At 36.1% G+C, this 23648-nt stretch carries 22 protein-coding genes; 3 read left to right on the top strand and 19 right to left on the bottom strand.

The features are described 5' to 3' along the window. Nucleotides 1–11: 11 nt before the first annotated feature. From galU to G4D73_RS09765, 19 genes are all read right to left on the bottom strand, one after another. On the bottom strand, nt 12–887 hold the full coding sequence (gene galU, locus G4D73_RS09855) for a UTP--glucose-1-phosphate uridylyltransferase GalU (protein ID WP_213686670.1): 876 nt from the start codon (nt 885–887) through the stop codon (nt 12–14). 13 nt (nt 888–900) lie between these two features. Beyond that, the gene (locus tag G4D73_RS09850; protein ID WP_213686669.1) at nt 901–2775 is read right to left on the bottom strand and encodes a polysaccharide biosynthesis protein; all 1875 of its coding nucleotides are present in this window, start codon (nt 2773–2775) and stop codon (nt 901–903) included. Between the two features lie 38 nt (nt 2776–2813). Further along, nucleotides 2814–3338 carry an acetyltransferase gene (locus G4D73_RS09845; protein ID WP_213686668.1) on the bottom strand — a complete coding sequence of 175 codons (525 nt, stop codon included), beginning with the start codon at nt 3336–3338 and terminating at the stop codon, nt 2814–2816. Continuing rightward, nucleotides 3331–4344: an MraY family glycosyltransferase gene (locus tag G4D73_RS09840; protein ID WP_213686667.1), complete on the bottom strand. Its 1014-nt coding sequence runs from the start codon at nt 4342–4344 to the stop codon at nt 3331–3333. Before G4D73_RS09840 ends, G4D73_RS09845 begins: the two co-directional genes overlap by 8 nt. Before the next feature lie 7 nt (nt 4345–4351). Next, the gene (locus G4D73_RS09835; protein WP_213686666.1) at nt 4352–5290 is read right to left on the bottom strand and encodes an NAD-dependent epimerase/dehydratase family protein; all 939 of its coding nucleotides are present in this window, start codon (nt 5288–5290) and stop codon (nt 4352–4354) included. Continuing rightward, on the bottom strand, nt 5290–6402 hold the full coding sequence (locus G4D73_RS09830; protein ID WP_213686665.1) for a glycosyltransferase family 4 protein: 1113 nt from the start codon (nt 6400–6402) through the stop codon (nt 5290–5292). The genes G4D73_RS09835 and G4D73_RS09830 overlap by 1 nt, the downstream gene beginning before the upstream one ends. 2 nt (nt 6403–6404) lie before the next feature. Next, entirely contained in the window at nt 6405–7271 is an 867-nt protein-coding gene (locus G4D73_RS09825; RefSeq protein WP_213686664.1) for a glycosyltransferase family 2 protein, read from the bottom strand. Beyond that, nucleotides 7268–8359, bottom strand: a complete 1092-nt coding sequence (locus G4D73_RS09820) for an O-antigen ligase family protein (RefSeq protein WP_213686663.1) — start codon at nt 8357–8359, stop codon at nt 7268–7270. The genes G4D73_RS09825 and G4D73_RS09820 overlap by 4 nt, the downstream gene beginning before the upstream one ends. A gap of 4 nt (nt 8360–8363) precedes the next feature. Further along, nucleotides 8364–9308, bottom strand: coding sequence for a polysialyltransferase family glycosyltransferase (locus tag G4D73_RS09815; RefSeq protein ID WP_213686662.1), 945 nt, complete (start codon nt 9306–9308; stop codon nt 8364–8366). Nucleotides 9309–9364: 56 nt separating this feature from the next. Beyond that, nucleotides 9365–10561 (bottom strand): oligosaccharide flippase family protein, encoded by a 1197-nt coding sequence (locus G4D73_RS09810; protein ID WP_213686661.1) that lies wholly within the window; start codon nt 10559–10561, stop codon nt 9365–9367. After that, the gene (locus G4D73_RS09805) at nt 10561–11580 is read right to left on the bottom strand and encodes a glycosyltransferase family 2 protein (protein ID WP_213686660.1); all 1020 of its coding nucleotides are present in this window, start codon (nt 11578–11580) and stop codon (nt 10561–10563) included. Before G4D73_RS09805 ends, G4D73_RS09810 begins: the two co-directional genes overlap by 1 nt. Nucleotides 11581–11585: 5 nt before the next feature. Beyond that, nucleotides 11586–12635: a pseudaminic acid synthase gene (gene pseI / locus G4D73_RS09800; RefSeq protein WP_213686659.1), complete on the bottom strand. Its 1050-nt coding sequence runs from the start codon at nt 12633–12635 to the stop codon at nt 11586–11588. A 2-nt stretch (nt 12636–12637) separates the two neighbouring features. Next, a complete protein-coding gene (pseH, locus tag G4D73_RS09795) occupies nt 12638–13150 on the bottom strand; it encodes a UDP-4-amino-4,6-dideoxy-N-acetyl-beta-L-altrosamine N-acetyltransferase (protein ID WP_213686658.1) in 513 nt (170 codons plus the stop codon). Continuing rightward, nucleotides 13144–14274, bottom strand: coding sequence for a UDP-2,4-diacetamido-2,4,6-trideoxy-beta-L-altropyranose hydrolase (pseG, locus tag G4D73_RS09790; protein ID WP_228305162.1), 1131 nt, complete (start codon nt 14272–14274; stop codon nt 13144–13146). The genes pseH and pseG overlap by 7 nt, the downstream gene beginning before the upstream one ends. Further along, on the bottom strand, nt 14247–14939 hold the full coding sequence (gene pseF / locus G4D73_RS09785; RefSeq protein ID WP_213686657.1) for a pseudaminic acid cytidylyltransferase: 693 nt from the start codon (nt 14937–14939) through the stop codon (nt 14247–14249). The genes pseG and pseF overlap by 28 nt, the downstream gene beginning before the upstream one ends. 2 nt (nt 14940–14941) lie before the next feature. Then, nucleotides 14942–16102 carry a UDP-4-amino-4,6-dideoxy-N-acetyl-beta-L-altrosamine transaminase gene (gene pseC / locus G4D73_RS09780; protein ID WP_213686656.1) on the bottom strand — a complete coding sequence of 387 codons (1161 nt, stop codon included), beginning with the start codon at nt 16100–16102 and terminating at the stop codon, nt 14942–14944. A 1-nt stretch (nt 16103) separates the two neighbouring features. Then, the gene (pseB, locus tag G4D73_RS09775; RefSeq protein WP_213686655.1) at nt 16104–17102 is read right to left on the bottom strand and encodes a UDP-N-acetylglucosamine 4,6-dehydratase (inverting); all 999 of its coding nucleotides are present in this window, start codon (nt 17100–17102) and stop codon (nt 16104–16106) included. Between the two features lie 47 nt (nt 17103–17149). Next, nucleotides 17150–18427, bottom strand: a complete 1278-nt coding sequence (gene tviB, locus G4D73_RS09770) for a Vi polysaccharide biosynthesis UDP-N-acetylglucosamine C-6 dehydrogenase TviB (protein WP_213686654.1) — start codon at nt 18425–18427, stop codon at nt 17150–17152. 262 nt (nt 18428–18689) lie between these two features. Next, a complete protein-coding gene (locus tag G4D73_RS09765) occupies nt 18690–19622 on the bottom strand; it encodes an IS5 family transposase (protein ID WP_213686653.1) in 933 nt (310 codons plus the stop codon). 172 nt (nt 19623–19794) lie between these two features. On the opposite strand from G4D73_RS09765, the gene G4D73_RS09760 reads away from it, so the two are divergent. From G4D73_RS09760 to G4D73_RS09750, 3 genes are read left to right on the top strand one after another with little or no spacing between them, the layout of a single operon-like run. Then, nucleotides 19795–20877, top strand: a complete 1083-nt coding sequence (locus tag G4D73_RS09760) for a polysaccharide biosynthesis/export family protein (RefSeq protein ID WP_213686652.1) — start codon at nt 19795–19797, stop codon at nt 20875–20877. Then, the gene (locus tag G4D73_RS09755; protein ID WP_213686651.1) at nt 20877–21305 is read left to right on the top strand and encodes a low molecular weight protein-tyrosine-phosphatase; all 429 of its coding nucleotides are present in this window, start codon (nt 20877–20879) and stop codon (nt 21303–21305) included. Before G4D73_RS09760 ends, G4D73_RS09755 begins: the two co-directional genes overlap by 1 nt. A gap of 51 nt (nt 21306–21356) precedes the next feature. Further along, nucleotides 21357–23540, top strand: coding sequence for a polysaccharide biosynthesis tyrosine autokinase (locus tag G4D73_RS09750; RefSeq protein ID WP_213686650.1), 2184 nt, complete (start codon nt 21357–21359; stop codon nt 23538–23540). The last annotated feature ends 108 nt before the right edge of the window (nt 23541–23648 follow it).

The following is a 23648-nucleotide window of genomic DNA, read 5'->3' as shown; positions in this document are numbered from 1 at the left end:
AAAGTCTGTATTTATAGCTTCAGTTCTTGAATCAGGGCTTTAAAGGACTCACCCAGTACTGGATGATCCACACCATAGTGCAATACAGCTTTCAGATAACCCAGTTTGCTGCCACAGTCAAAGGTCTGGCCTTTCATGCGATAGGCCTCTACCGTATCAGTCTGCTGTAACATGGCAATCGCATCAGTCAGCTGGATTTCATTGCCTGCACCACGTGGGGTCTGTTCCAGTAACTGCATGATTTTTGCCGGCAGAATATAACGACCCACTACCGATAAGTTTGAAGGTGCCGTTCCTACCGCCGGCTTTTCTACAATACCTTGCATCACGATGCTTTGTCCTTCAGCAGGTGATGCTGCGACATCCACAATGCCATACTGATCCACCAGATGATCCGGTACGGCTTCGACCATAATCTGCGAAGCTTGTGATTCATTAAAGCGTTGAATCATCAGGCTTAAATCATTTTCTGTGCCTGAGTCTTTGACCAATACATCTGGAAGTAGCACAGCAAAGTCTTCTTGACCCACCACTGCTTTGGCACAGAGCACGGCATGACCCAAACCAAGTGGTTGTGGTTGGCGTACGCTGATCACGCTGACATGTGGCGGCAGGATTTCAGTGATTTCATTAAGCAGATCAAATTTCTTTTTTTGCTCCAAGGTGGTCTCCAGCTCAAAACTACGGTCAAAATAGTTTTCAATCGAGGCTTTGGAGCTATGGGTGACCAGGATAATCTGCTCAATTCCCGCAGCGACTGCTTCTTTCACCACATATTCAATCGCTGGGCGGTCTACCACCGTTACCATTTCCTTAGGAATAGATTTGCTGGCTGGGAGAAACCGGGTACCCAAACCTGCGACTGGCAAAATGGCTTTCTTAATCATAAATAAACTTCACTTAATTAACTTTAATTTCTTTACCACGTTGATAGCCATCAACATAATATTCAAGCTGTGACAAGGTCCAGTCAATATCTGCCTGCATGGCAGAAAGTTCCTGCATTTTATCAAACACTTGTGTAATTTCCTGTAACGGAACGTGTTTTTCAAATGATCTTAGGATACGACTATGTGACGTAATCTCGGTATTTTCCTGATCAATGAGCAATTCTTCATACAGCTTTTCACCTGGACGCAAGCCGGCATACTGAATTTCTATATCCCCCTCCGGATGCTGCTCATCACGAACTTTCAACCCACTCAAGGCAATCATTTGACGGGCCAGATCCTGAATACGCACCGGCTCCCCCATATCCAGCAGGAACACATCGCCGCCCACGCCCAAGGCACCGGCCTGAATCACCAGCTGTGAAGCCTCCGGAATAGTCATAAAGTAGCGGGTCACATCCGGATGAGTCACAGTAATCGGCCCACCCTTAAGAATCTGCTGTTTAAACAGCGGTACCACCGATCCCGAAGAACCGAGCACATTACCAAAACGGACGATGCTGATCTGGGTCTGCTGTTGTGCCTCTGCCATCGCCTGACAGTAAAGTTCTGCCATACGTTTACTGGCGCCCATGACATTGGTCGGACGTACCGCTTTATCGGTTGAGATCAGTACAAAAGTTTCTACACCTTTTTTCACCGCAGCATTCACGCTAAACGCCGTTCCCACTGCATTGTTTTTCAGGCCTGCCAGCGGATTACACTCAACCAGCGGTACATGCTTATACGCCGCTGCATGATAGACGGTTTGCACCGCATACTGCTCAATCACACGTTCCAGTTTTTGCTGATCCAGCACCGAGCCCAGAATCGGAATAATCTCACACTGAGACATTAAACGTAGTTCTTTATCAATGTTATACAGGGCAAACTCGGTTAATTCAAAAATAACGATTTTTTCCGGCTGGTTTTTCACAATCTGCCGGCACAGCTCTGAACCAATCGAGCCGCCTGCACCGGTGACCATCACCACTTTATCTTGAATATTTCTGGCCAGAAGCTCCGGCACTGGGGGCACTGGATCACGCCCCAGCAAGTCAATAATATCGACTTCCTGAATATCAGAAATACTGATTTCACCATCAACCAATTTGGTCAGCCCCGGAATTTCGGTAATTTTTAAATGTGCCGGTTCCAAAAATTTAATGATTTCACTTTTGCGGACCCGCCCGACTGAGGGCAAGGCAATCAGGATCTCATCAATTTTTTGCTTGCGCATGAGCTTTATGGCTGTCTGGGCATCATAGACTTTGAGTCGGCCCAGCTGCTGTCCAGTCAATGAACGTTTGTCATCAATAAACATGACCGGCAAATGCGCATTGGAACGATAAAGTGCAGCAGCAACCTGTTGGCCTGCATGACCCGCCCCATAAATCGCAATGCGTTTTTTCTGTACGTCGGCCTGCAAATAGGAACGGATAATAAAGCGGATGATCCCCCGGCTAAACCAGATCCAGGCAAACATCATAAAGCCAAACATCAGCGGAATAGAGGTCGGAATAAAGGCTGGAGTAAAATAAGCCAGCGCATACAGGCCGGCGACAGCCAACGCAGTCGCTAGTCCCATTTTGATCATAAACACTTCATTATAAGTACGGACAATGAAGCGGTAGACTCCACAGACAAAAAGCGATGCAACGGCAATGACACTCACCCAAATTGCACCAAAAGCCAGATTAGGCACGACCTCTGCGCCTAAATCAAAAAGGCGAATGGCATAACACAGCCAGATCAAGACAGGAAAACTACAAAAATCAAGGATTATTAAAAATGCGAGTTTAGCGGCTCGTGGCGATTCTACAAAGGGCGTAATGATAGATTTCATATTTACACTATTATTAAATTTTAAAATGTCATAAAAAATTAATGCGGTATACAACTTCCAACTTCTAAAAATGAATATGGGGCTATTATTTTTCCACTTGATACTTTTACGCCCACACTTAAATGGGCAAATGCTTTAATAATGACATCATGATCTAATAATGTACCGATATTTAAGATTACACCATCATTAATCACAGTTTTAGTACTAATCACACAACCGGCCATAACAGTTACGCCTTGACCAATCTGAGCAGTAGAACTGACAATGGCTTGTGGATGGATAACAGACGTCATTTTAATCCCCAAATCACCTAATAACTTCTGCCATTTTTCTCTTAAGTGATTATTACCTACTGCCACAATTGCTTGAATATTATTGGAGGTGAATTGCTGTACATTGGCAATATTAGAGATAATTTTATATTCGCCAACTTGCTGGGTTTTAGGCCAACGATCATCAGCAAAGATAATTTCTTGCCACTGCCCACTTAACTGCGCAGCTTCTGCAACAGCCAGACCATAACCACCTGCACCTAAAATCAATAATGTTGCTTTAAGCATCTGGATTGCCTGCTTTTATTTTGATAGCTAATATTACTAATGGTAGATAAGCAATTAATATTGTAAGTTCAGGATACGCCCATTGTTGCATCACAGTCATATATGCGATTGGGAAGAGCCAAAAGAGGTTAATCATTGCCACAATCAATGTTACTGGCGTGTGGCTGCCCCATCGGCGTGATAAAATTTGATAGCTATGGCTTCGATGTGCATCATACATTTTATAGCCATTTAACACTCGCTTAATAAGGGTATAGGTCGCATCGACCACAAATACACCTAGGCAAATAATCCATGCATAAAACAGCGCCAAGTTTTCTTTCAAAGCAATAAGCGCCAAAATACCTAATGTAAGCCCCAAAAATCCGCTGCAGGCATCGCCCATAAAAATTTTAGCTTTAGGAAAATTCCATAGTAGAAAACCGAATACACATGCTGCCAATAACCAGAGAATATCTGAATTTAGGGAGGTATGAAGTAACAAATAAAGTAGAGCCATGCTCACTGTAGTCGTAATGGCTTCCACACTGGCAATTCCATTAATGCCATCCATAAAGTTATACAGATTCAGCAACCAAACCAGAAACAGGACTGCAATAATATTGGCAAAAAATCCAAGTTCAAAGCCATGAAAGATAGTAACTTCACTGAAACCACCTAAACTAAAGACTACACCTATAGCAACTAAAAAATGGATCGCGAGGCGTACCAATGAATTAATATGGCCATGGTCATCGAGAAAACCCAGTAAGGCGATAACAAATCCAGCTATGATTAGCGTAAGACCTGCGTGGACTTCTAATTGTTGGCTATAGATTAAAACGGCTGAAGCCAATAAATAACTACAGACTACAGCAGTTCCTCCACCCCTTGGCGTAGGGATACTGTGTGAGCTGCGCTCATTGGGGTTATCTATGATATTTTTCTTTAGGGCATAATGACGCATATAGCCTGTGAACAACAACGTCAGTAAGAAAAAAATTATGCCCATTATGACGACTGACATGGATCAATTACTCTTTTATCTTTAGATAATCTTGGCCTGCTTTTAACATAGCCTGCCGCGTACTGATGGGTGCTTTCCATCCCAATAGATTTTGAGCTTTTGAAGTATTTACCTCGAGTGACTCAAATAGTTGTTCATAGAGTTTTGATTTACCAATACATGCAGCTCCTAGTTTCATAAGAGACTGAGGAAGATAAATAAACCGGGGAGTCTTTTCCATACCCTCCTTTAAGTATTGCACTAGTTCACGCGTAGAAATACTCGTTTCATCCGCAATCAAAAATGTTTGATTGGCAGCATTGGGGTGTTCAATACAGGTCTGAATAAAATCGACTAAATTTTCAAGTGCGACAAAGCTACGTTTATTTCTTGTACCTGCAAAAGGTAAAGGTAAATTAGTATCAACCAGTTTGAGTAAACGAGCAAAATTACCTGGTGCATGTGCTGCATAAACTAATGGAGGACGAATAATGACTAACTCTGTATCTGCCCCTGCAAAAAGTTCTTTAAGCTCTTGTTCGGCTTCTAGTTTAGAAATAGCGTAATGTGCATGAGGATGTGGCACAGCATCTTCTGTAAAGGACTGCTGTTCTGTAACCGAACCATTTACACCTATAGAACTTATAAGGATAAATCGTTTGATTTTTTTTTCTAAAGCCTGCCGAGCTAGTTGTAATGTGCCTTCCACATTGACTTTACGAAATTCTGTTAATGGGTCTATACTTTGATCATTTAAAACATGAGCTCGGCCTGCCAAATGAATAATAATATCTATATCATTTGGGAAATCTGCTTCGAAAATATTTTTAGCAATCAGTTGATGTGTACTACCTGGAAGAATATTACTTTGAGAGCGAACTACAGCCATGGTGTCATATGAACTATTAAGCTTTTTTACCAAAGCTGTACCTACGAATCCTGTAGCTCCTGTGATTAAAATTTTCATTATTTTGAAGACCGTTTCGCTAATACTTGATTATAAACATCTAGCGTCTGTTGCAGCATCGTATTAAAACTAAATTTAGTTTCATATAGGTATCGACTGTTTGAACCTAATTGTTGACGCAAGTTCTTATTCATAATAAGTTCTGTAAGCGATTGAACTAAAATATCTATATTTCCTTTGGGAATAAGATATCCATTTTCAGAACTCACACTTTCATTTACACCACCTACATCAGAGGCAATAATAGGTAGAGATGCACTCATGGCCTCCAGTATAGTTAAAGGAAAGCCTTCATAATTTGAAATTAATATGAAAATATCAGCCTGATTCAAAAACTCTTTGACTTTAAAACTTTGTCCATGAAAAATAATTTTTGAATCCAGTTTTTCATTTTTAGCCAATTCTTGGCATTTTTCAAGATTTGGCCCTTCACCTAAAAAATCAACTTGCCAGTTTAAGTGTTTAGGTAGTTTTGAAAGAGCACGTATAAGAAAGTATTGATCTTTGGGATCCTCAAAACGTGCAACCATAATCAACTTAACTCTAAAATTAGTTTTTTTAAATGCTAAATCTTTGATATCAGGTACACCATTATGAATTGTTTGAACTAATTCTGGTGTTCCAACCTGATACTTAAACCCATGGTATCGATCATATTCTGAAACTGTAATAATATGATCTGAGAGTTTAGCCATAAAACGTTCTAAAGTAGCATATATTTTTTGTTTTTTAGGACTCACACCGTCTGTAAAAGCCCAACCGTGTGCTGTAAATATGACAGGCAAGTTTAATGATTTTGCGGCTAAACGGCCTAGTAATCCTGCTTTACTAGAGTGGCAATGCACAATATCAGGCTTAAGTTGTTTCAAGTACTTTTTAATTTCCCAAAAACCGAGTACATCATTAATTAAAGAAATTTCTCTCTGTAAATACTTTAAAGAAGCGAAGCTAATATCATTTTTTTCAAGCTCTTTAGTAAAAGCTCCTATTCCACCTACCAAAATATGCACTTGATGACCTTGATTAACCATTCCTTGTGCTAAACCTAATAGATGTACACTAGCACCACCGAGTACATCAGATCGTGTAATAATATAAACAATATTTAGCATAGTTATTTATTAATACCAACAATATTATCCAAGGTTTTTTGAAAATCTGATTCTATTTCAGCATGTTTAAAAAATTTATTTCTTCTTTTTGCAATTTTTTGGAGATTACCTGTATAAAACATTAAGTTAACAATAAAAATTTTTAAATACATTTTTAAAAAAACAATACTAAACTCTTTTTTTGAATAATGAATATAAATTCTTAATAAATCTTGATAAGAATTAATTATCTTATCTTTTGAAAGATTTCCTTCCTCTCTATAATATAAAAGTAGGTCAGGAAGTACAGCCATTTTAAAATCATGACTAACTATAGCACGAGTCCATAATTCAAAATCTTCAGCTCGTGGATATTTTTCAGAATATTTATTTCTTTCAAACCAAGATCGTCGAGCCATTATAGAAGGATGAACTATTGGATAATTAAGTTTGAGCAGAGTAAAATCATCAAATAATTTCTCAACACATCTGAATCCTTTTACTTTATTTTTACTATCAATAGAAACTAGACCTGATGATACAAGATCATAATTGTTATTTTGGTTTAAAAATTCAATTTGTATCTTTAACCTGTCAGGATGCATAATATCGTCCGCATCCATACGTGCAATAAACTCTCCTTTAGACGCCTGAATCAACTGGTTCAATCTATAAGGAAGTTTTCGATTTTCTCCATCAGAAATCACCCTAATACGGGAGTCACTACACTCAAAGTCTTGAGCAATTCTTAGTGAATTATCACTAGAACCATCATCTACCAAAATTAATTCCCAATATGGGTGACTTTGAGCTAATACAGATTTTATTGCATCAGCCACATAATTTTCAGCATTATAAATAGGAATACCAATAGAAATATAATTTTTCATAACTGCTCTCTATATTTACTATATAACAAAAATATTGCAACTAAAAACCAGAATACTAGTGTCCTTGCATTATATGTAAAGAAACCATAGAACATTGGACTCAAAAAAATAATTTTTTCTGCAAAATTTAATTTTCTAAAGATATTAAATAAAAAACTCACAAACAGAAAAAGACCAATTATTCCATAATAAAACAAGATACCAAACCAAGTTGAATGTATTTCATGATTAGATGAGGAAAATAAATAGTAAGCTCCCTGACCTGCACCAAATAATAAATATTGAGGGTAATCAATTAGATTAGTAAAACCGCGATCTGATGCCTGTTGGTCATTAGACTCTATACCTTGAGAAAATCTGGTAACTATATTATCTAAAAAACCGAAATTTAATAGAATAAAAAATAAAGTTATAACAGTAAGTAAAGATATTAATGAAAAAATTATTTTTAAATCTAAACGACTTTTATGCTGAAAAACCAAACCGAATGTTAAAATAATAAATCCTAGTGTTGCTGAACGAGACATTGTTAGCAATATAAGAAAAAATGAAAGAGAATATATAATAATCTTAACCTTAAGATTATTAATTAAAATCAACCCCATAGCACAAGAACATAGAACCCAGAAAGCCATTTGATTAGGATCATTAAAGTACCCATTATATCTAGGATTAAAATCATATCGTCCCAATCCCACTACCCAAATTATAATATTAAGAATTAGACTCAAAGGAATAATAAATTTTAAATAATATAATAATTTCTTTATACTTAAAAAATTCAAATTAACTAAAACTAAAAATAAAATTAAATTAAAAAACCAATATATTGTGGAGATAATATAGCTTAAATCTCCAACTAGAAAAGTAAAAAAAACATTAACAAAGGTTACATAAACAACAAAAATAATTAAATTGCGCGACTCACTAATATTAATTTTATTATATAAAATACCAAATAATAAAAATGACAAAATAATAAAAATATGAGATGGTTGGGGCAAACCACTAGAAAAAATATAGAACTGAGAGAGAAAGTAGCCCAACAATATAAAAAATAATCCTACTTTACTTAAGTTGATTGCCATAAAACTATCTCAAATTAGTCTCTTTAATTCTCTCTATAGGCTTACAATAGCTTTGAAATAAAGCTTTTAAATTGCTATCCATCTTATCTATGCTATCAAAAGAAACAATATAACTTTCTTTATTCAAACAGGCAGGAATAAGTAAAGATGATGTTGAACATGAAGAAATTGTTCCAATAATATTTTTGTGACTCGCAACCAATTCTTCAACAATCCCATCGAAACTCACTATATTATAACCTGAATAGTCAAATATTTTATCCACAGGATGCTTTTTGATTAATAATGAAATATTATTACTTTTACAAATAGTAAGAACTTTGAAAAGCATTTCCTCATATTGATTATAACTCATCAATCCAACCTCAATTAAGGGCTGTGTACAAAATAAAATACTTTTTTGATATATACTATTTGAAGGGCTAAAGGTAGTGATATCATCTAATACTTCTAAGAAACAATTTTTATAAACAGGATTTATATTAGTACCATAAAAAGCTGTAAAATTATATAGTTTATGCTGATTAAATAATATTAAAAATTTCATCAGACATACATATATTAAAAGTTTTATACTCCCCTTTATACTTTTTTCACGAAAACTGGCTTTTAGTGAGTGCATAAAGCTAGCATAACTTGACAGACCTTCATCTATTATTGAAATTTTTTCTACACTATTAATTAAGCCTTTTTTTAAGATAAATAAACTTGGATTTTTTACACACACAAAATTTATCTTTAATTTTTTTTTAAAAATAATATCTAATATTATTTTTTTTTCATCCTCATCAAAAATTACATTAATATTTTTTTGTTTACAATAATCTATATATCTTTGAGGGAGTATAGAAATTTCCCAATAATTACTAATAAACAAATATCTTTCATGAAAATCTTCTTCACAAGACTCTAGATAAGTTAAAAAGTTTATTAAGTGTAAAGGACTCACTATGGAATATCCAATAATTATTTTTTCTCTCATAGAAATCTCGCAAAAATACTATATTAAAATCTACGACTATTAATTACAATCATAAAAACTGAAACCATTAATAAATTACTAAAAATTAAAGCATAGGGAATAAATTCTATAGAAATTTTTGACATAAAATAAAGTATAATTACATATATAATAGTCATTGAAATCGTTATATAAGCAATAACTTTTGTTAAACCAAAATAAAAGAAATAATTAACTAAAATTAAATAAGGAATATTCAAAGACATACCAAAAACATACATATAAGTATAATATTTAGAGCCACTATATTCTTGCCCTAAAAACCAAATATAAGCACTTTCTGGTATAAAAAAAGCCAATCCACTAGGAATTAAAGTCAAAGGCAAAGAGTATAAAGCCAATTTTATGATTTTACTCTCATTTAAATTTTTATTTTTTAAGTTTTCATAATAGGTAGGTACTAATGCTTTATTTACCACACCCAATAATATACTGAGTAAACCTGCAATTTGAACTCCAGCAGAAAAGACACCTAAAGATAAAGCATCATACTGTTTATATATAAAAATCCTATCTATTTGTCCTTTAATTAGTAAAGAGAATGAATGAAAGAAAATTGGGATACCATAACTTAATAAATACAAACTATATAATTTTATCTTTTTTAAATTTAAAAAATTATAGGTATTCTTAATAAAGAAAAAAATAATTGGGATTAAAACTACAAAACTAGACCATAGCATTGCATCTAATCTCAACTTTACTTTATCACCGTCCATTAATTCAAGAAATGAAAACGTAAAAATAATTAGTAAAATAGCAGAACTTATTTGAATTAATATATATTCAAATTCTTTTTTTTGAGCCTGTAAAGTTGCCATATGATAGTTAATTAATATTGCAACTGATGATATAGATGCTAAGAGAAACCAATATTTTATTTTTAATAAAAATAATGAAATAGCAACTAGAATAGTTAGAGCAAACATTAATATCATACTAGAAGTTCTTAAATATGGTAATGCCCTTTTCCCCTTTTTATAATAATAGCTAAAAGTTGCAGCCTCTTGCCCTAAACTAATAAATATGCTCGCAAAGGCAACAATAGTAAGAGCATACGCTAACTCACCGTAACCAGCTGGTCCTAGTTTTCTAGTTAAGTATGGTATAAAAAAAAATGGTAAGCCTTTGGAAATCATTTCACCAAAAAAATAAATAACTATTGAGCTTCTAGCACTCATTATTTAATTTTCCATTCTTCTTTATTTAAATTTAAAAAATATGAATACCAATCTTTTGATCCAAAAAAAATTGATAGGATATAAATAATTTCAAATAAAATCTTAATTTTAAAACTTCTCTTATTTGAAATAATAAATTTAAAGTTATATTTTTTCTTTAAAAAATTACACCATTCTATAATTTTCTTTACCTCCATTAACTCCCTTTTATCAATTTCACCTTTTAAAACACCACCAATAATATAAAGCAATGTATTTTCATAAAAAATTTCATTAAATCTAACTAAAACACCTTCTTCTATTTTTTTATTGTTTAGATAATAGTGGTTTTCTAACCCTTCATATGAAGTTAATAGGCGATCATAATATTTTCTATTAAATTTCTGCCTAGTTATAGAGTTTTGATTTTCTACATACTCATAAACTGCATCATTAAACTTAAAAAAATTATTTAAAAAAATTGGCAAAATATAAATTAAATAATTATCTTCATATATAACTTTTTCAGGATAAGTAACATTATTTATTATAAAAACATCTCTATGAAATATCTTAGTTACTATTCGCCCTAAATACAAATATTTATTTTCAAAAGATGGGTAATATCCAGACTCCAAATTACCCATTGAATTAGTTATTTTATTATTTTCTCTAATATTAAAATCAATAAAGTCAAAATTAACATCAAGTTCTATTGCTTGCTGTAATCGCTCATATGCATTTGATATATCTATGTTATCATCTGAGTCTACAAACCATATATATTTTCCTGTCGCATTTTTTAGACCATTGTTTCTAGCACCTCCCGGCCCTTTATTTTCTTGATCTATAATTTTCAAACATGAACTTTTACTAAATTCTTTATAATAATCAATTAGCTTACTAAAAGTTGCATCCACTGAACCATCGTTTACTAAAATAAATTCTATATCTTTATTTTCAGTTAATGTTCTTTTAATGATACGACGTAAAGACTCGCTTCTATCGAAAGTATTAAAAAAAGGAATAACTATTGACAATAACATTACTTTATAATTTCCCACTTTACTGGTGTATTACCAACCACATCCCTTAAAACTACTTTACCAATAATTTCATCAAAAAACTTAGGCACTAAACCAAAACCTGGGCGTACGCTGCGTATACAGGTTTCATCAATGACTTCACCCGCTTTCATATCTTTTACAAAATAAAGTGAACGTCTAAATTGTGCATTACCCTGCTCACTAGATTTACGACCATAATCTACCTGACCCAAAGCCTGCCAGGCAGTTTTAGCACCAACACATAATTGCTTCAAATCTTCAGGTTCTAATGAAAAACTATCATCAGGCCCGCCGCCATTACGATCTAAAGTAAAATGCTTTTCTATGACAGAAGCACCTAATACAACTGAGGCAATTGCAGTCGTATTATCCAAAGTATGATCAGACAAACCAACAGGAATATTAAAACTTGAACCCATATCCAAAATTGTTCTTAAATTGTAATCTTCCGCTGGCGCAGGATAACCACTCACACAATGTAAAATTGCCAACTCTTTACACCCACCATCATAGGCTGCTTGTATTGCTTCTTTAATTTCTTCTTTATCTGCCATACCTGTAGAAATAATCATTGGTTTACCTGTAGCAGCCACATATTTAATTAAAGGCAAATCTACAGCTTCAAAAGACGCAATTTTATATGCAGGTGCATTTAAGTCTTCCAGTAAATCTACCGCTGTTCGATCAAAAGGAGAACTAAAAATAGTAATATCTAACTCACGGGCATAATCAAATAAAGGCTTATGCCACTCCCAAGGCATATGTGCCTTCTCGTACAGCTCATATAATGACTGACCATCCCACAACCCTCCACGAATCATAAATTCTTCATTTTTACAATTTAGGGTAATGGTGTCTGCTTTATAGGTTTGTAACTTAATAGCATCTGCACCACAGATTTTTGCCTGTTCTATAATTTTTAAGGCTGTTTCTAAACGACCATTATGATTGGCGGATAATTCAGCAATAATATAAGGAGGAAAATCAGTTCCAATATCTCGACCATTGATCTGTATTTTTTTATTCACACTTATCTCTCCAACCATTCAGATTGCAACAATCCAAACTGAAAAATATCAAATTCACCACGTTCATCATTGAAATGCTTTCTTAAAACACCTTCTTGAAAAAAGCCTAGATTTTGATGAAATTTTATCGATTTCTGATTAAATGAAAGCACTTGACCGAATATTTTACCAATATTCAATTGTCTAAATGCAAATGCCAAACTCACCTCACCCAATAGAAAACCCATACCCTTTTGAGTATTCGGTTTTATATAAAATCCCCACTCATAAGCTTTACTATTTTCAATTTTTTGGAAAGATATATAACCTTCCAGTTGCTCCATATATTCAAAAACAAAAAAATGTCTATCTGTACGGTTTTGATTGCGAATAAACCACTGTAAATGATCATCGTAAGAAATAATTGACGTATTCACCATCCATTTGCGAATATCATCATGATTGCGCCATTCTAAAATGGTACTCAAATCTTCATTTTCTAATTTTCTAAGCTTAGCTTTAGTGCGATCTAGCATGAGTGTGACTCACTATTAATATAACTTAGTAATATTTTCACACCTAAGCCTTCCGTAACTTGTAACGCTTTACATTGTATATGTTTTAGCTGAGAAATCGATAACTGATTTAGAATAGGTGGTAAATTATGCTCTATCTCTTTCTGCTGAATCGAAATAGCGGCCCCCCAATTATGTAAATCTTTTGCAATCAAATTCTGATTATCAGCCAACACAACCATAATAGAAGGAAGTCCCAAACAACACCGCTCCCAAGAAGTAGAACCAGCAGCACCAATAGCCAAATCACTTTTTGCCATTAATTCAGCCATATTATTTACACCCACCACAACTTCGGTTGTCCAAGGCATATCTTGAGCTTGTTGGCGCACCTCTTTAATCCATGGTGCAGTCCTACCCATCACCACTGTAATTTTTAATTCAGAAGGTAAAGCGCATTGCTTAAGCGTGATAAGTATTTGGGTCGTGATATTGTCTTTATCCACCCCACCTAAATTAATTAGCAGATGTTTAAGTTGGCTGTTTTCTCTACGTTCAAGACTATACTCACGCCACTGAGAAAACTCAGGACGTAATAAAGCATATTCAGTACCACACAAAATTTCACAAGAGACTGGAACTCGTGCTATGTAATCCTTTAAATCTCGCCCAAATGTCTGATCTAATAGCAAGTCACAGTTATGTTCACGGTCGGCTAGATCATCAATAGCCATTACTCGTTTGCAATATGGACGCAAAGCTTTTTCCCAGCGTACATCCAAAGCATAATGATCAACAATCAACCAATCTGGCTTTAATGCTTCCATAATAGGAATACATAAACTCACATCTGCTTTTTGTGTTGCACCTAGCCAAGAAGCATGCGCAAGATCAGTATTATGGTTTTGCAACTTATCTTCTTGAGATAAATCCATATAAGGCAATGCATCAACATGATAGCCTCGCTGGGTAATTAGACCAATCAAATTGCCAGGATGCTCACGACAAATAAAATAACATTCCGCCCCCCGATTCTTCAAAGCATCAGCTAAAGTCAAACACCGCATGACATGCCCTGTACCCATTTGAATAGAGGCATCTACTCGAAAGACAACGTTCATTGCTGTATTGCTTTGAATAACCATTCAGCACGATCCCAGTCTTCTTGTGTATCTATATCTTGTACTCTAAAACGCGGTAACTCTACAACTCTAGATTGAGTGGAAAAAATCATCGCTTTATTTAACCAAGCTTCCGCAGTACCCCAGTAGAACTGCCCTGCATCATGCCAAGCTTCTTCTAAATCTTGAGAACGAACATTAAAATATTGTGGTGAAAACATTTCTACTGTGTCATATTCATTCAACTTTATTGCACGTTGAATCGGGAATGGGTAAGTTGTTGCACTAAACACATAATTCAAATTACTATTATTTTTAATCTTTTCTAGCCCCTGCACCAAATCTGCTTTGGTCACAAACGGAGCAGTCGCATATAAGCAGCAAATATAATCTGGTAAAGCATGATTTATCTTGCCAAACTCCTCTACTGCATGTGACATCACATCTGCAGTGGTTGCAAAATCATCTGACAAATGTGCAGGTCTTAAAAAAGGCACCTTCGCACCATAAACTTGTGCAACTGCCGCAATTTCTTCATCGTCTGTAGATACCCAAACCTCATCAAAACAACCACTATCTATAGCTGCTTGAATTGACCATGCAATCATAGGTTGGCCATGAAACATCTTTATATTTTTACGTGGTATTCTTTTACTTCCACCACGTGCAGGAATCACAGCCAACTGCATTGTTATACCAAAACCTCTTTCAGTGACTCATACACATATTGAATCTGAGCATCTGTCAAATCAGGGTACATTGGTAAGCTGATCGCTGAATCATAGTAGGCTTCAGCTACGGGAAAATCCCCCAATTTAAAACCTAGATTTTCATAGTAGGGCTGCGTATGTACAGGAATATAATGAACATTTACACCAATACCTTTGGCTCGTAATGCTTCAAAAACTTGTTTACGCGAAGCTTTTAGTTCATCTAACTTCAGACGAATCACATATAAGTGCAAACCTGAATAGCTTTCAGGAATCTGGTACGGTAAAATGATAGGTAAATCTTTCAAAATTTCATTATATTTATTTGAAATTGTATGACGTTTTTCTACAAATTGACTTAATCGATGCATTTGAGAAACGCCCAAAGCCGCCTGTAACTCTGTCATACGATAATTAAAGCCTAATTCTACTTGTTGGTAATACCACGGCCCTTCAGTCTCTTTATTCATTAATGCCGTATTACGGGTAACCCCATGACTTCTAAGCAAGTCCATCTTCTGTGCCAAGGTTGCATTATTGGTTAATGCCATCCCACCTTCGGCAGTAGTCACAATCTTGACTGGATGAAAACTAAAAACTGTAATATCAGAATATTTACATGCACCTACATAGGCTGACTGATATTTTCCTCCAATTGCGTGAGATGCATCTTCAATAATATGAAAGCCATATTCTTTAGACAGCGCATGAATTTTCTCCATATCGCAGGACTGTCCACACAAATGTACAGGTATCACTATTTTAGGTAATTTATTTTCTAATTTAGCTTGTACTAGTTTTTTTTGTAGCGCATCTATAGACAAATTATAAGTTTGTGGATCAATATCTACAAAATCAACATTTGCACCACAATAAAGAGCACAATTCGCAGAAGCGACAAAAGTAATTGGAGATGTCCACACTACATCTCCTTTTTGTAATCCCAATGCCAAGCAAGCAATATGCAAAGCAGAAGTTGCACTATTCACCGCCAATGCATATTCGGCCCCAACATATTCTGCTACAGTTTTTTCAAATAAAGGAACCTGAGGGCCTTGTGTAAGAAAATCAGACTGAAGCACTTGAATAACAGCATCAATATCTTGCTGATTAATGTTTTGCTTGCCATACGGGATAAACATATTAGATATTTCCTATTTTCTCACGGTTAGCTTCTATCCAAGTTTGTAATTCAGCGTCACTCATCCATTCAGTATTGTTATCACTTGCATACACAAAACCTTCTGGTACTTTTTTGCCATCCTTAATACGTTTAGGGCAAGTTGACCACTCATTAATTGTAGGAAGAATTTTAAAATGCTCTGGATATTCATAAGTATAATAAGCATCTTCTACACTAATCATTTGCTCATGCAGCTTTTCACCAGGGCGAATACCAATAACCTCTTGCTTAGCTTCGGGTGCAACAACACGAGCTAAATCTGTCATTTTCATAGATGGAATTTTTTTAACGTAAATTTCGCCACCGACCATGTCATCAAATGCATGCCAAACTAGATCAACAGCATGTTCTAATGAAATCATGAAACGAGTCATACGCTCATCAGTAATAGGTAATACGCCACTATCTTTAATTGACAAAAAGAATGGGATTACAGAACCACGAGAACCCATCACATTTCCATAACGCACGACTGAGAACTTAGTACCATGCTCACCCGAATAGGAATTACCAGCAACAAATAATTTATCAGAAGCTAGTTTAGTAGCTCCATACAGGTTAATTGGACTACTTGCCTTATCCGTTGAAAGTGCTACAACACCTTTTACACCTTTATCAATACAGGCATCAATGAGATTCATCGCACCATTAATATTGGTTTTTACACATTCAAAAGGATTATATTCTGCTGTTGGGACAATTTTAGTAGCTGCTGCATGTACAACGTAATCAACACCATCTAGTGCACGGTAAAGACGCTCTTTATCTCGTACATCACCAATAAAGAAACGGACACGTTTATCATCTTTAAACTTTTTAGCCATTTCCCATTGCTTCATTTCATCACGAGAAAAAATAATAATTTTTTTAGGATTATATTTTTCTAATGTCATCGGCACAAAGGTATTACCAAATGAACCCGTACCACCTGTAACCAATATAGTTGAGTCTTCTAACATTATTTCCTCAATAGTTTCTTTGAAAATATTTTTAAATAAAATACAAATTAAAGCCTAATATTTAAGCCATCATTTTCTAACAAATATTTTAAATCATAGAGCACATGCTTACTCTTACCCAAAGCATGTATTTCTGCCGCTGTCATTTGTTTAAACTGATCATGCGCAACTGCTAAAACAATGGCATCATATTCATTATTCTTTAATGCATTCACTGGGGCTAAACCATATTCATGTTCCACTTCTTTCGGGTCTACCCACGGGTCATAAATATCTAAATCTAAATCATATTCTTTTAAAGCTTTGACCATATCTACAATTTTAGTATAGCGAATATCAGGACAATTTTCTTTAAAACTTAAGCCCATCACTAAAATTTTTGAACCCACCACTTGTATACGCTGCTTCACCATCTCTTTAATCAATTGTGTTGCAACGTATTCACCCATACGGTCATTTAAACGACGTGCCGCCAAAATGATTTCTGGATGCAGGCCTAAAGACTGTGCTTTATGGGTTAAATAATACGGGTCTACCCCAATACAGTGCCCACCCACCAAACCAGGGCGGAAAGGTAAAAAATTCCACTTGGTTCCTGCAGCCTGCAACACCGCTTCAGTATCTATACCCAACTTATTAAAGATCACAGCCAATTCATTAATTAAAGCAATATTCACATCACGCTGGGTATTTTCAATGACTTTTGCGGCTTCAGCCACTTTTATACTCGGTGCTTTATGCGTACCTGCAGTCACAATCAGTTGATAAACTGCATCAACAAAATCTGCCACCTCTGGGGTAGAACCCGAAGTCACTTTTAAAATATTGGTCACACGGTGCAGCTTATCGCCTGGGTTAATCCGTTCTGGGCTATAGCCTGCAAAAAAGTCCTGATTAAATTTTAAGCCCGACACTTGTTCTAAAACTGGAATACAGGCTTCTTCGGTTGCACCGGGGTAAACGGTAGACTCATACACCACCACATCGCCTTTTTTAAGTACTTTCCCAATACTGGTAGAGGCTTTAATGAGCGGGGTCAAATCGGGTTGTTTAAACTCATCAATTGGGGTTGGAACAGTCACAATAAAAAAGTTGCAGCTGCGTAAGTCATCTAAATTGGCTGAATAGCTTAAATGTATCGCTTGTTTAAGTTCTTCTGACGACACTTCTAAAGTATGATCTTGTCCACTTTGTAATTCTTGTATACGTTTTTGCTGAATATCAAAACCCACCACAGGCAGCTGCTTGCCAAATTCAACCGCTAGGGGTAACCCGACATAGCCTAAACCAATAATGGCAATTTTTAGGTCTGAAAGCTGTAGCATTTGAGCGCCTTTCAATTTATATCTATATTTTATGAAAAATAATGAATCTTTCGGCAGGAATACTAACAGAAATTTATGAAATTTCTATTATGATTTGTGCGCAAATTACTTGAAAGGAGCATCAGTGTATAGTTTTTGTGAATATTCAACTTTTTTAATTTGGATTAAATGCACAGTTTTCGAATATCATCAATTTTTTTGCAAAGAATCGGCTTTGTTGCACAAAGATTTGAAATGCAAAGCGCCCCTAATTGAGCCAAATTTAAGGCGTAACTTGGGTAAGTGGTCGACCTAATTCCGTAAATCTGTTAAGGACTGCTACACGTGCATGGATCTCATTCACTGGGCTATCAAAACTCCTTGCACTGAGTTTATCTCCTAATAATTTGATGCAATGCATCTTGGTTTCAACCAAACTTCGCCGATGATAGCCTGACCATTTTTTCCATAGTGTCCTGCCTAAACGTTTAATTGTTCGAAGTAATTCATTTCGTTCTAGCGAGCTAATCTTTGTATCTTTCCATGGTTTCGCATTTTTTCTAGGTGGAATCACCGCATGTGCTTGCCGATCTGCAATGACCTGACGGCATTGCTTGGTGTCATAAGCTCCATCGGTATAAACAGAGTCAATCTGCTCATCTTGTGGAATGTGATCAAGTAAATCACCAAGCACCTGTGAATCACTGACATTATTGGTTGTAAGCTGAACTGCTCGTATTTGTAGGGTTTTAGCATCTATACCAATATGAAGTTTACGCCATTGGCGACGATATTCAGGTCCATGTTTCTTGCGCTTCCATTCGCCCTCACCTAGAAACTTCATGCCTGTAGAGTCCATGAGTAGATGCAGCCCATCGCTACTTTTTTGGTAGTTGATTACAATATCAATATGCTTTTGTCTTCTACAAAGCGTGGTGTAATCTGGAGCTATCCAATTTAATCCGCAAAGTTTAATCAGACTTTGCACAAAGCCAGTAACCATACGTAAAGACAGACGGAATAAGGATTTAATCATTAAGCAGCATTGGATGGCTGCGTCGGAGTAGGTTTGATTTCGCCCTTGTTTGCCTTTTGATGGCGCATACCATTGCGTAGCAGGATCAAACCAAATGGCAATATTTCCGCGACTCATGAGTGCTCGGTTATATGCGGGCCAATTGGTTGTGCGGTAGATTTTGTGTGTAGGCTTCTTCATTTGAAAATTATATCGCTGAAAAAGCCTTTACAGATAGGTTTGTGCAACAAAGCCCAAAGAATCTGACAGAATCTGCAAAATGATTACAAATTGCTATGTACCTATTTGACAAGTTCGGTAAAATGGCGGCAATTGATTTAAATATTTTAATAAATTAAAAATGGAATCTCGCGTGCGACACTTTCAACTGGCTGTTTTATTGGCATGTGGCATTGCCGCCACTGGGTGCGCTGTCACCTCTGGCTTACAAACTTATGACTTACCAAATGAAGGGGTCTATACCACCGACTTGGGCACAGCGGTCAATGTGATTAAACTTACACAAGACTCAATGCTTGCGGTGCAGCCTGCAGTTCACAATATTCAACAAGACTATGCGCATTTATTTCATATACCACAGCGTCAATACACCTTAAGTTCAGGCGATATTCTTTCTATTTATTTATGGGCATATCCTGAAATTTCTGGGAGTAACTCTGATCCTAATAATGGTTATCAGATTGATTCACAGGGTTATATTCAGTTCCCGATTATCGGGCGTTATAAAGCTGCAGGGAAATCATTAGCACAAGTGAATCGTGAGTTACGCGGTCAATTGTCACGTTATTTAAAAACCCCAGATGTAATTGTGCGAGTTTCATCTTACCAAGGGCAACGTTACTCTGTACAAGGAAATATTGAAAATGGTGGTGTATATCACCTTACAGATCAACCCATTAGTATATATAAAGCCATAGGTATCGCAGGCGGAATTAATGCTCAACAAGGTGACAATTCCTCAATCACATTAATTCGTCAAGGAAGTAGCTATACACTGAATAGTATTGAATTAGAGCGAGCAGGATACTCTTTACATAATCTACTTATTCAGGCTGACGATACCATTTATGTCAATGCCAGAGAAAATCAAAAAGTTTACGTGATGGGTGAGGCTGGAAAAAACCATGCTTTAGCTATACGTGCAGAAGGTATGAGTTTAGGCGATGTTTTGGGTGAAAGTTTAGGTATCAATCCTTTTACGGCAAGCCGCAGCAAAATTTATGTAGTACGCTACCAACCAAACAATCTAACGACCGAAATTTATAATCTTGACTTGACCAGTATAGGAGACTTTGGTCTTGCCAATCAATTTAAAATGCGCAGCAATGATATTATTTATGTTGATGCGACAGGTTTAGTGCGCTGGCAACGTATTATTAATCAAATTGTCCCATTCTCTAATGCTATTTATGGCTTTGAACGCTTGGGGAACTAATGAAAATTAATCACATTTTGGTAGTGTGTATTGGCAATATTTGCCGTAGCCCCATGGCAGAATACTTTTTAAAACAGCAATATCCACACTTACAGATTGAATCCGCAGGTATTTCAGGCTTGGTTGGTCATGCAGCGGATGACAAAGCCTGTTTATGTATGCAACGTCACGGCATTGACATGAGTCCACACGTGGCAAAAAAACTCAATGCAGACTTAATTAAAAAAGCCGACCTGATTTTGGTGATGAGCCAAAATCAAAAAAAGCATGTGGAACAAGCCTGGCCCTTTGCCAAAGGCAAAACCTTTAGATTGGGGCACTGGCAAAGTAAAAACGTGGCCGACCCCTATCAGCACGATCAGGCCGTATTTGATGAGACCTGTGCGTTAATTCAAGCCTGCATTGCCGACTGGAAAAAATATATCTAGTTTCTTGATACTCTAGCTTTTTTAAAATTCTACTTTTTTGATATTTAAACTATGAGCCAAACCGCCAACACCGAAGACACCATTGATTTAAAGGAATTATTTTTTTCCTTAATCGCACAATGGAAAATGATTACGCTTTGCGTTCTACTCAGTATCGTCTGCGCTTTACTGTATTTAAGAACCACGCCAGACACCTATGCAGTAGATGCTTTGGTACAGGTCGAAGACAGCAAAGGAGCCTCTGCAGCGTTACTGGGTGATCTGTCCAGCATGATTGAGCAAAAATCCCCTGCTCAAGCTGAAATTGAAATCTTAAAATCACGTTTGGTGCTCGGTACAGTCATTAATCGTTTAAATCTTAATATTCGAGTTTCAGGTACAGAAGACAGTTTCTGGAATCGTTTAATCGCCAAGCATGAATATACGACAGAATATTCAGAAAAATCGGTATTATTTAAAGACAATCAAAAAAGTTTTGATATTCGCCAGTTTGAGATTCCACAATATTTTCAGGATAAAAATTTAATCCTAAGTTTTGAATCAGGAAAATATAACCTGACAGATTCTGCCACAAATCAAGTCGTTTTCTCGGCACCTTTAAATCAGATTAGTCAATTACAATCAGAATATGGTCTCTGGAAAGTGGCTATTTTTAGTCAAGACAGTTTTGATGCAGCCTATAATATTCGCAAGCAAAGCCTACCTGCTGCGATGCAGACTTTAACTGCCAGCTATTCAGTGGCTGAAAAAGGAAAAATGACGGGTGTACTAGGTCTGAACTATCAAGGTGAGGACAAACAGCATATTACGCAAGTCTTGAATGCCATTCTTACAGCCTATAGCCAGCAGAATATTGAGCGTCGTACTGCAGAAACGGCACAGACCTTAAAGTTTTTGGAAGAGCAACTCCCAGAACTGAAACAACAATTAGATGTCGCAGAACGTGAATTTAACCGTTTCCGCCAACAGTTTAATACAGTCGATGTCACCAAAGAATCTGAGTTGTATTTAACCCAAAGTATTACTTTGGAAACCCAAAAAGCGCAGTTAGAGCAACAAGTGGCTGAAGCTGCGGCCAAGTACACCAACGAACACCCTGTGATGCAGCAAATGAATGCGCAATTGGGGGCAATTAACAAACGCATTGCAGAGTTAGACGGCACGCTCAAACGCTTGCCAGAATTACAACGCCAATATTTAGAACTGTTCCGTGAAGTAGAAGTCAAACAACAGCTGTATACAGGCTTGCTTAATTCTTACCAACAACTGCGGATTGCCAAAGCAGGTGAAATTGGCAATGTGCGTATTGTCGATACTGCAGTCGAGCCCATTGAACCCATTAAACCAAAGAAATTACAAATTCTGATTTTATCTATTTTCTTGGGTGCTTTCTTAGGTACATTACTGGCCCTACTACGCAATATGATGCGTTCAGGTATTAAAGATGCAGCGCAAATTGAAAATGAGCTTGATCTGCCAGTCTATGCTACGGTGCCGCGCTCTGTAATTCAAGAAAGCCGCATTAAACTATTGAAGAAGAAAAAGAATATTCCTATTCTTGCAGTTAAAGATAGCGGTGATATTGCGATTGAAAGCCTGCGTAGTATGCGAACAGCGATTCATTTTGCCTTAATGAATGCGACCAATAATGTGATTGCCATTTCTGGCCCTGCACCTGAAATTGGTAAATCATTTATTACCACTAACCTTGCTACTATTTTAGCGCAAAGTGGAAAACGGGTCTTGGTGATTGATGGTGATATGCGTCGTGGCTATTTGCATAAATATTTCAATGCAGAGGTACACCCAGGTTTAGCGGAATTATTGAATCATCAAAACAGCTATGAAGATGTCATACAAAGCTCTACGGTAGAGAACCTGTTTTTTGTGACACGTGGTAAGAGTCCGGTTAATCCATCTGAACTGTTAAGTACTGATCAATTCAAGACTTTCATGGATCAGGCCTCTGTTCATTTTGATCATGTCCTGATTGACACGCCACCTGTGCTTGCCGTGACCGATAGTATTATTATTGCGCAATATGCGGGTGTAAATTTATTGATTGCCCGTCATGGTAAAACACAAATCAAAGAGTTGGAAATCACTGTGAATCGTTTTGAACAGGCCAATGTCAAAGTTAATGGCGTGATTCTAAATGATGTACAAAAAGGGGCGGCTGGTAGCTATGGTTATAATTATGCTTATGCTTATACCGCAAATAAAGACAATGACTAATTCATTGTAAACCTTGATTTCACATCTTGCTTTAAGCAGGATGTGAAATCACCCTCTATTACATTTATCTCAAATGATCATCGTTGAAAAAATCAACTAAAAACCCTA

The organism is Acinetobacter sp. WY4, assembly GCF_018438165.1.
Lineage (GTDB): Bacteria > Pseudomonadota > Gammaproteobacteria > Pseudomonadales > Moraxellaceae > Acinetobacter.
The sequence above is the reverse complement of the archived record's forward strand: the minus strand, read 5'-3'. Positions and strand labels throughout refer to the sequence as shown.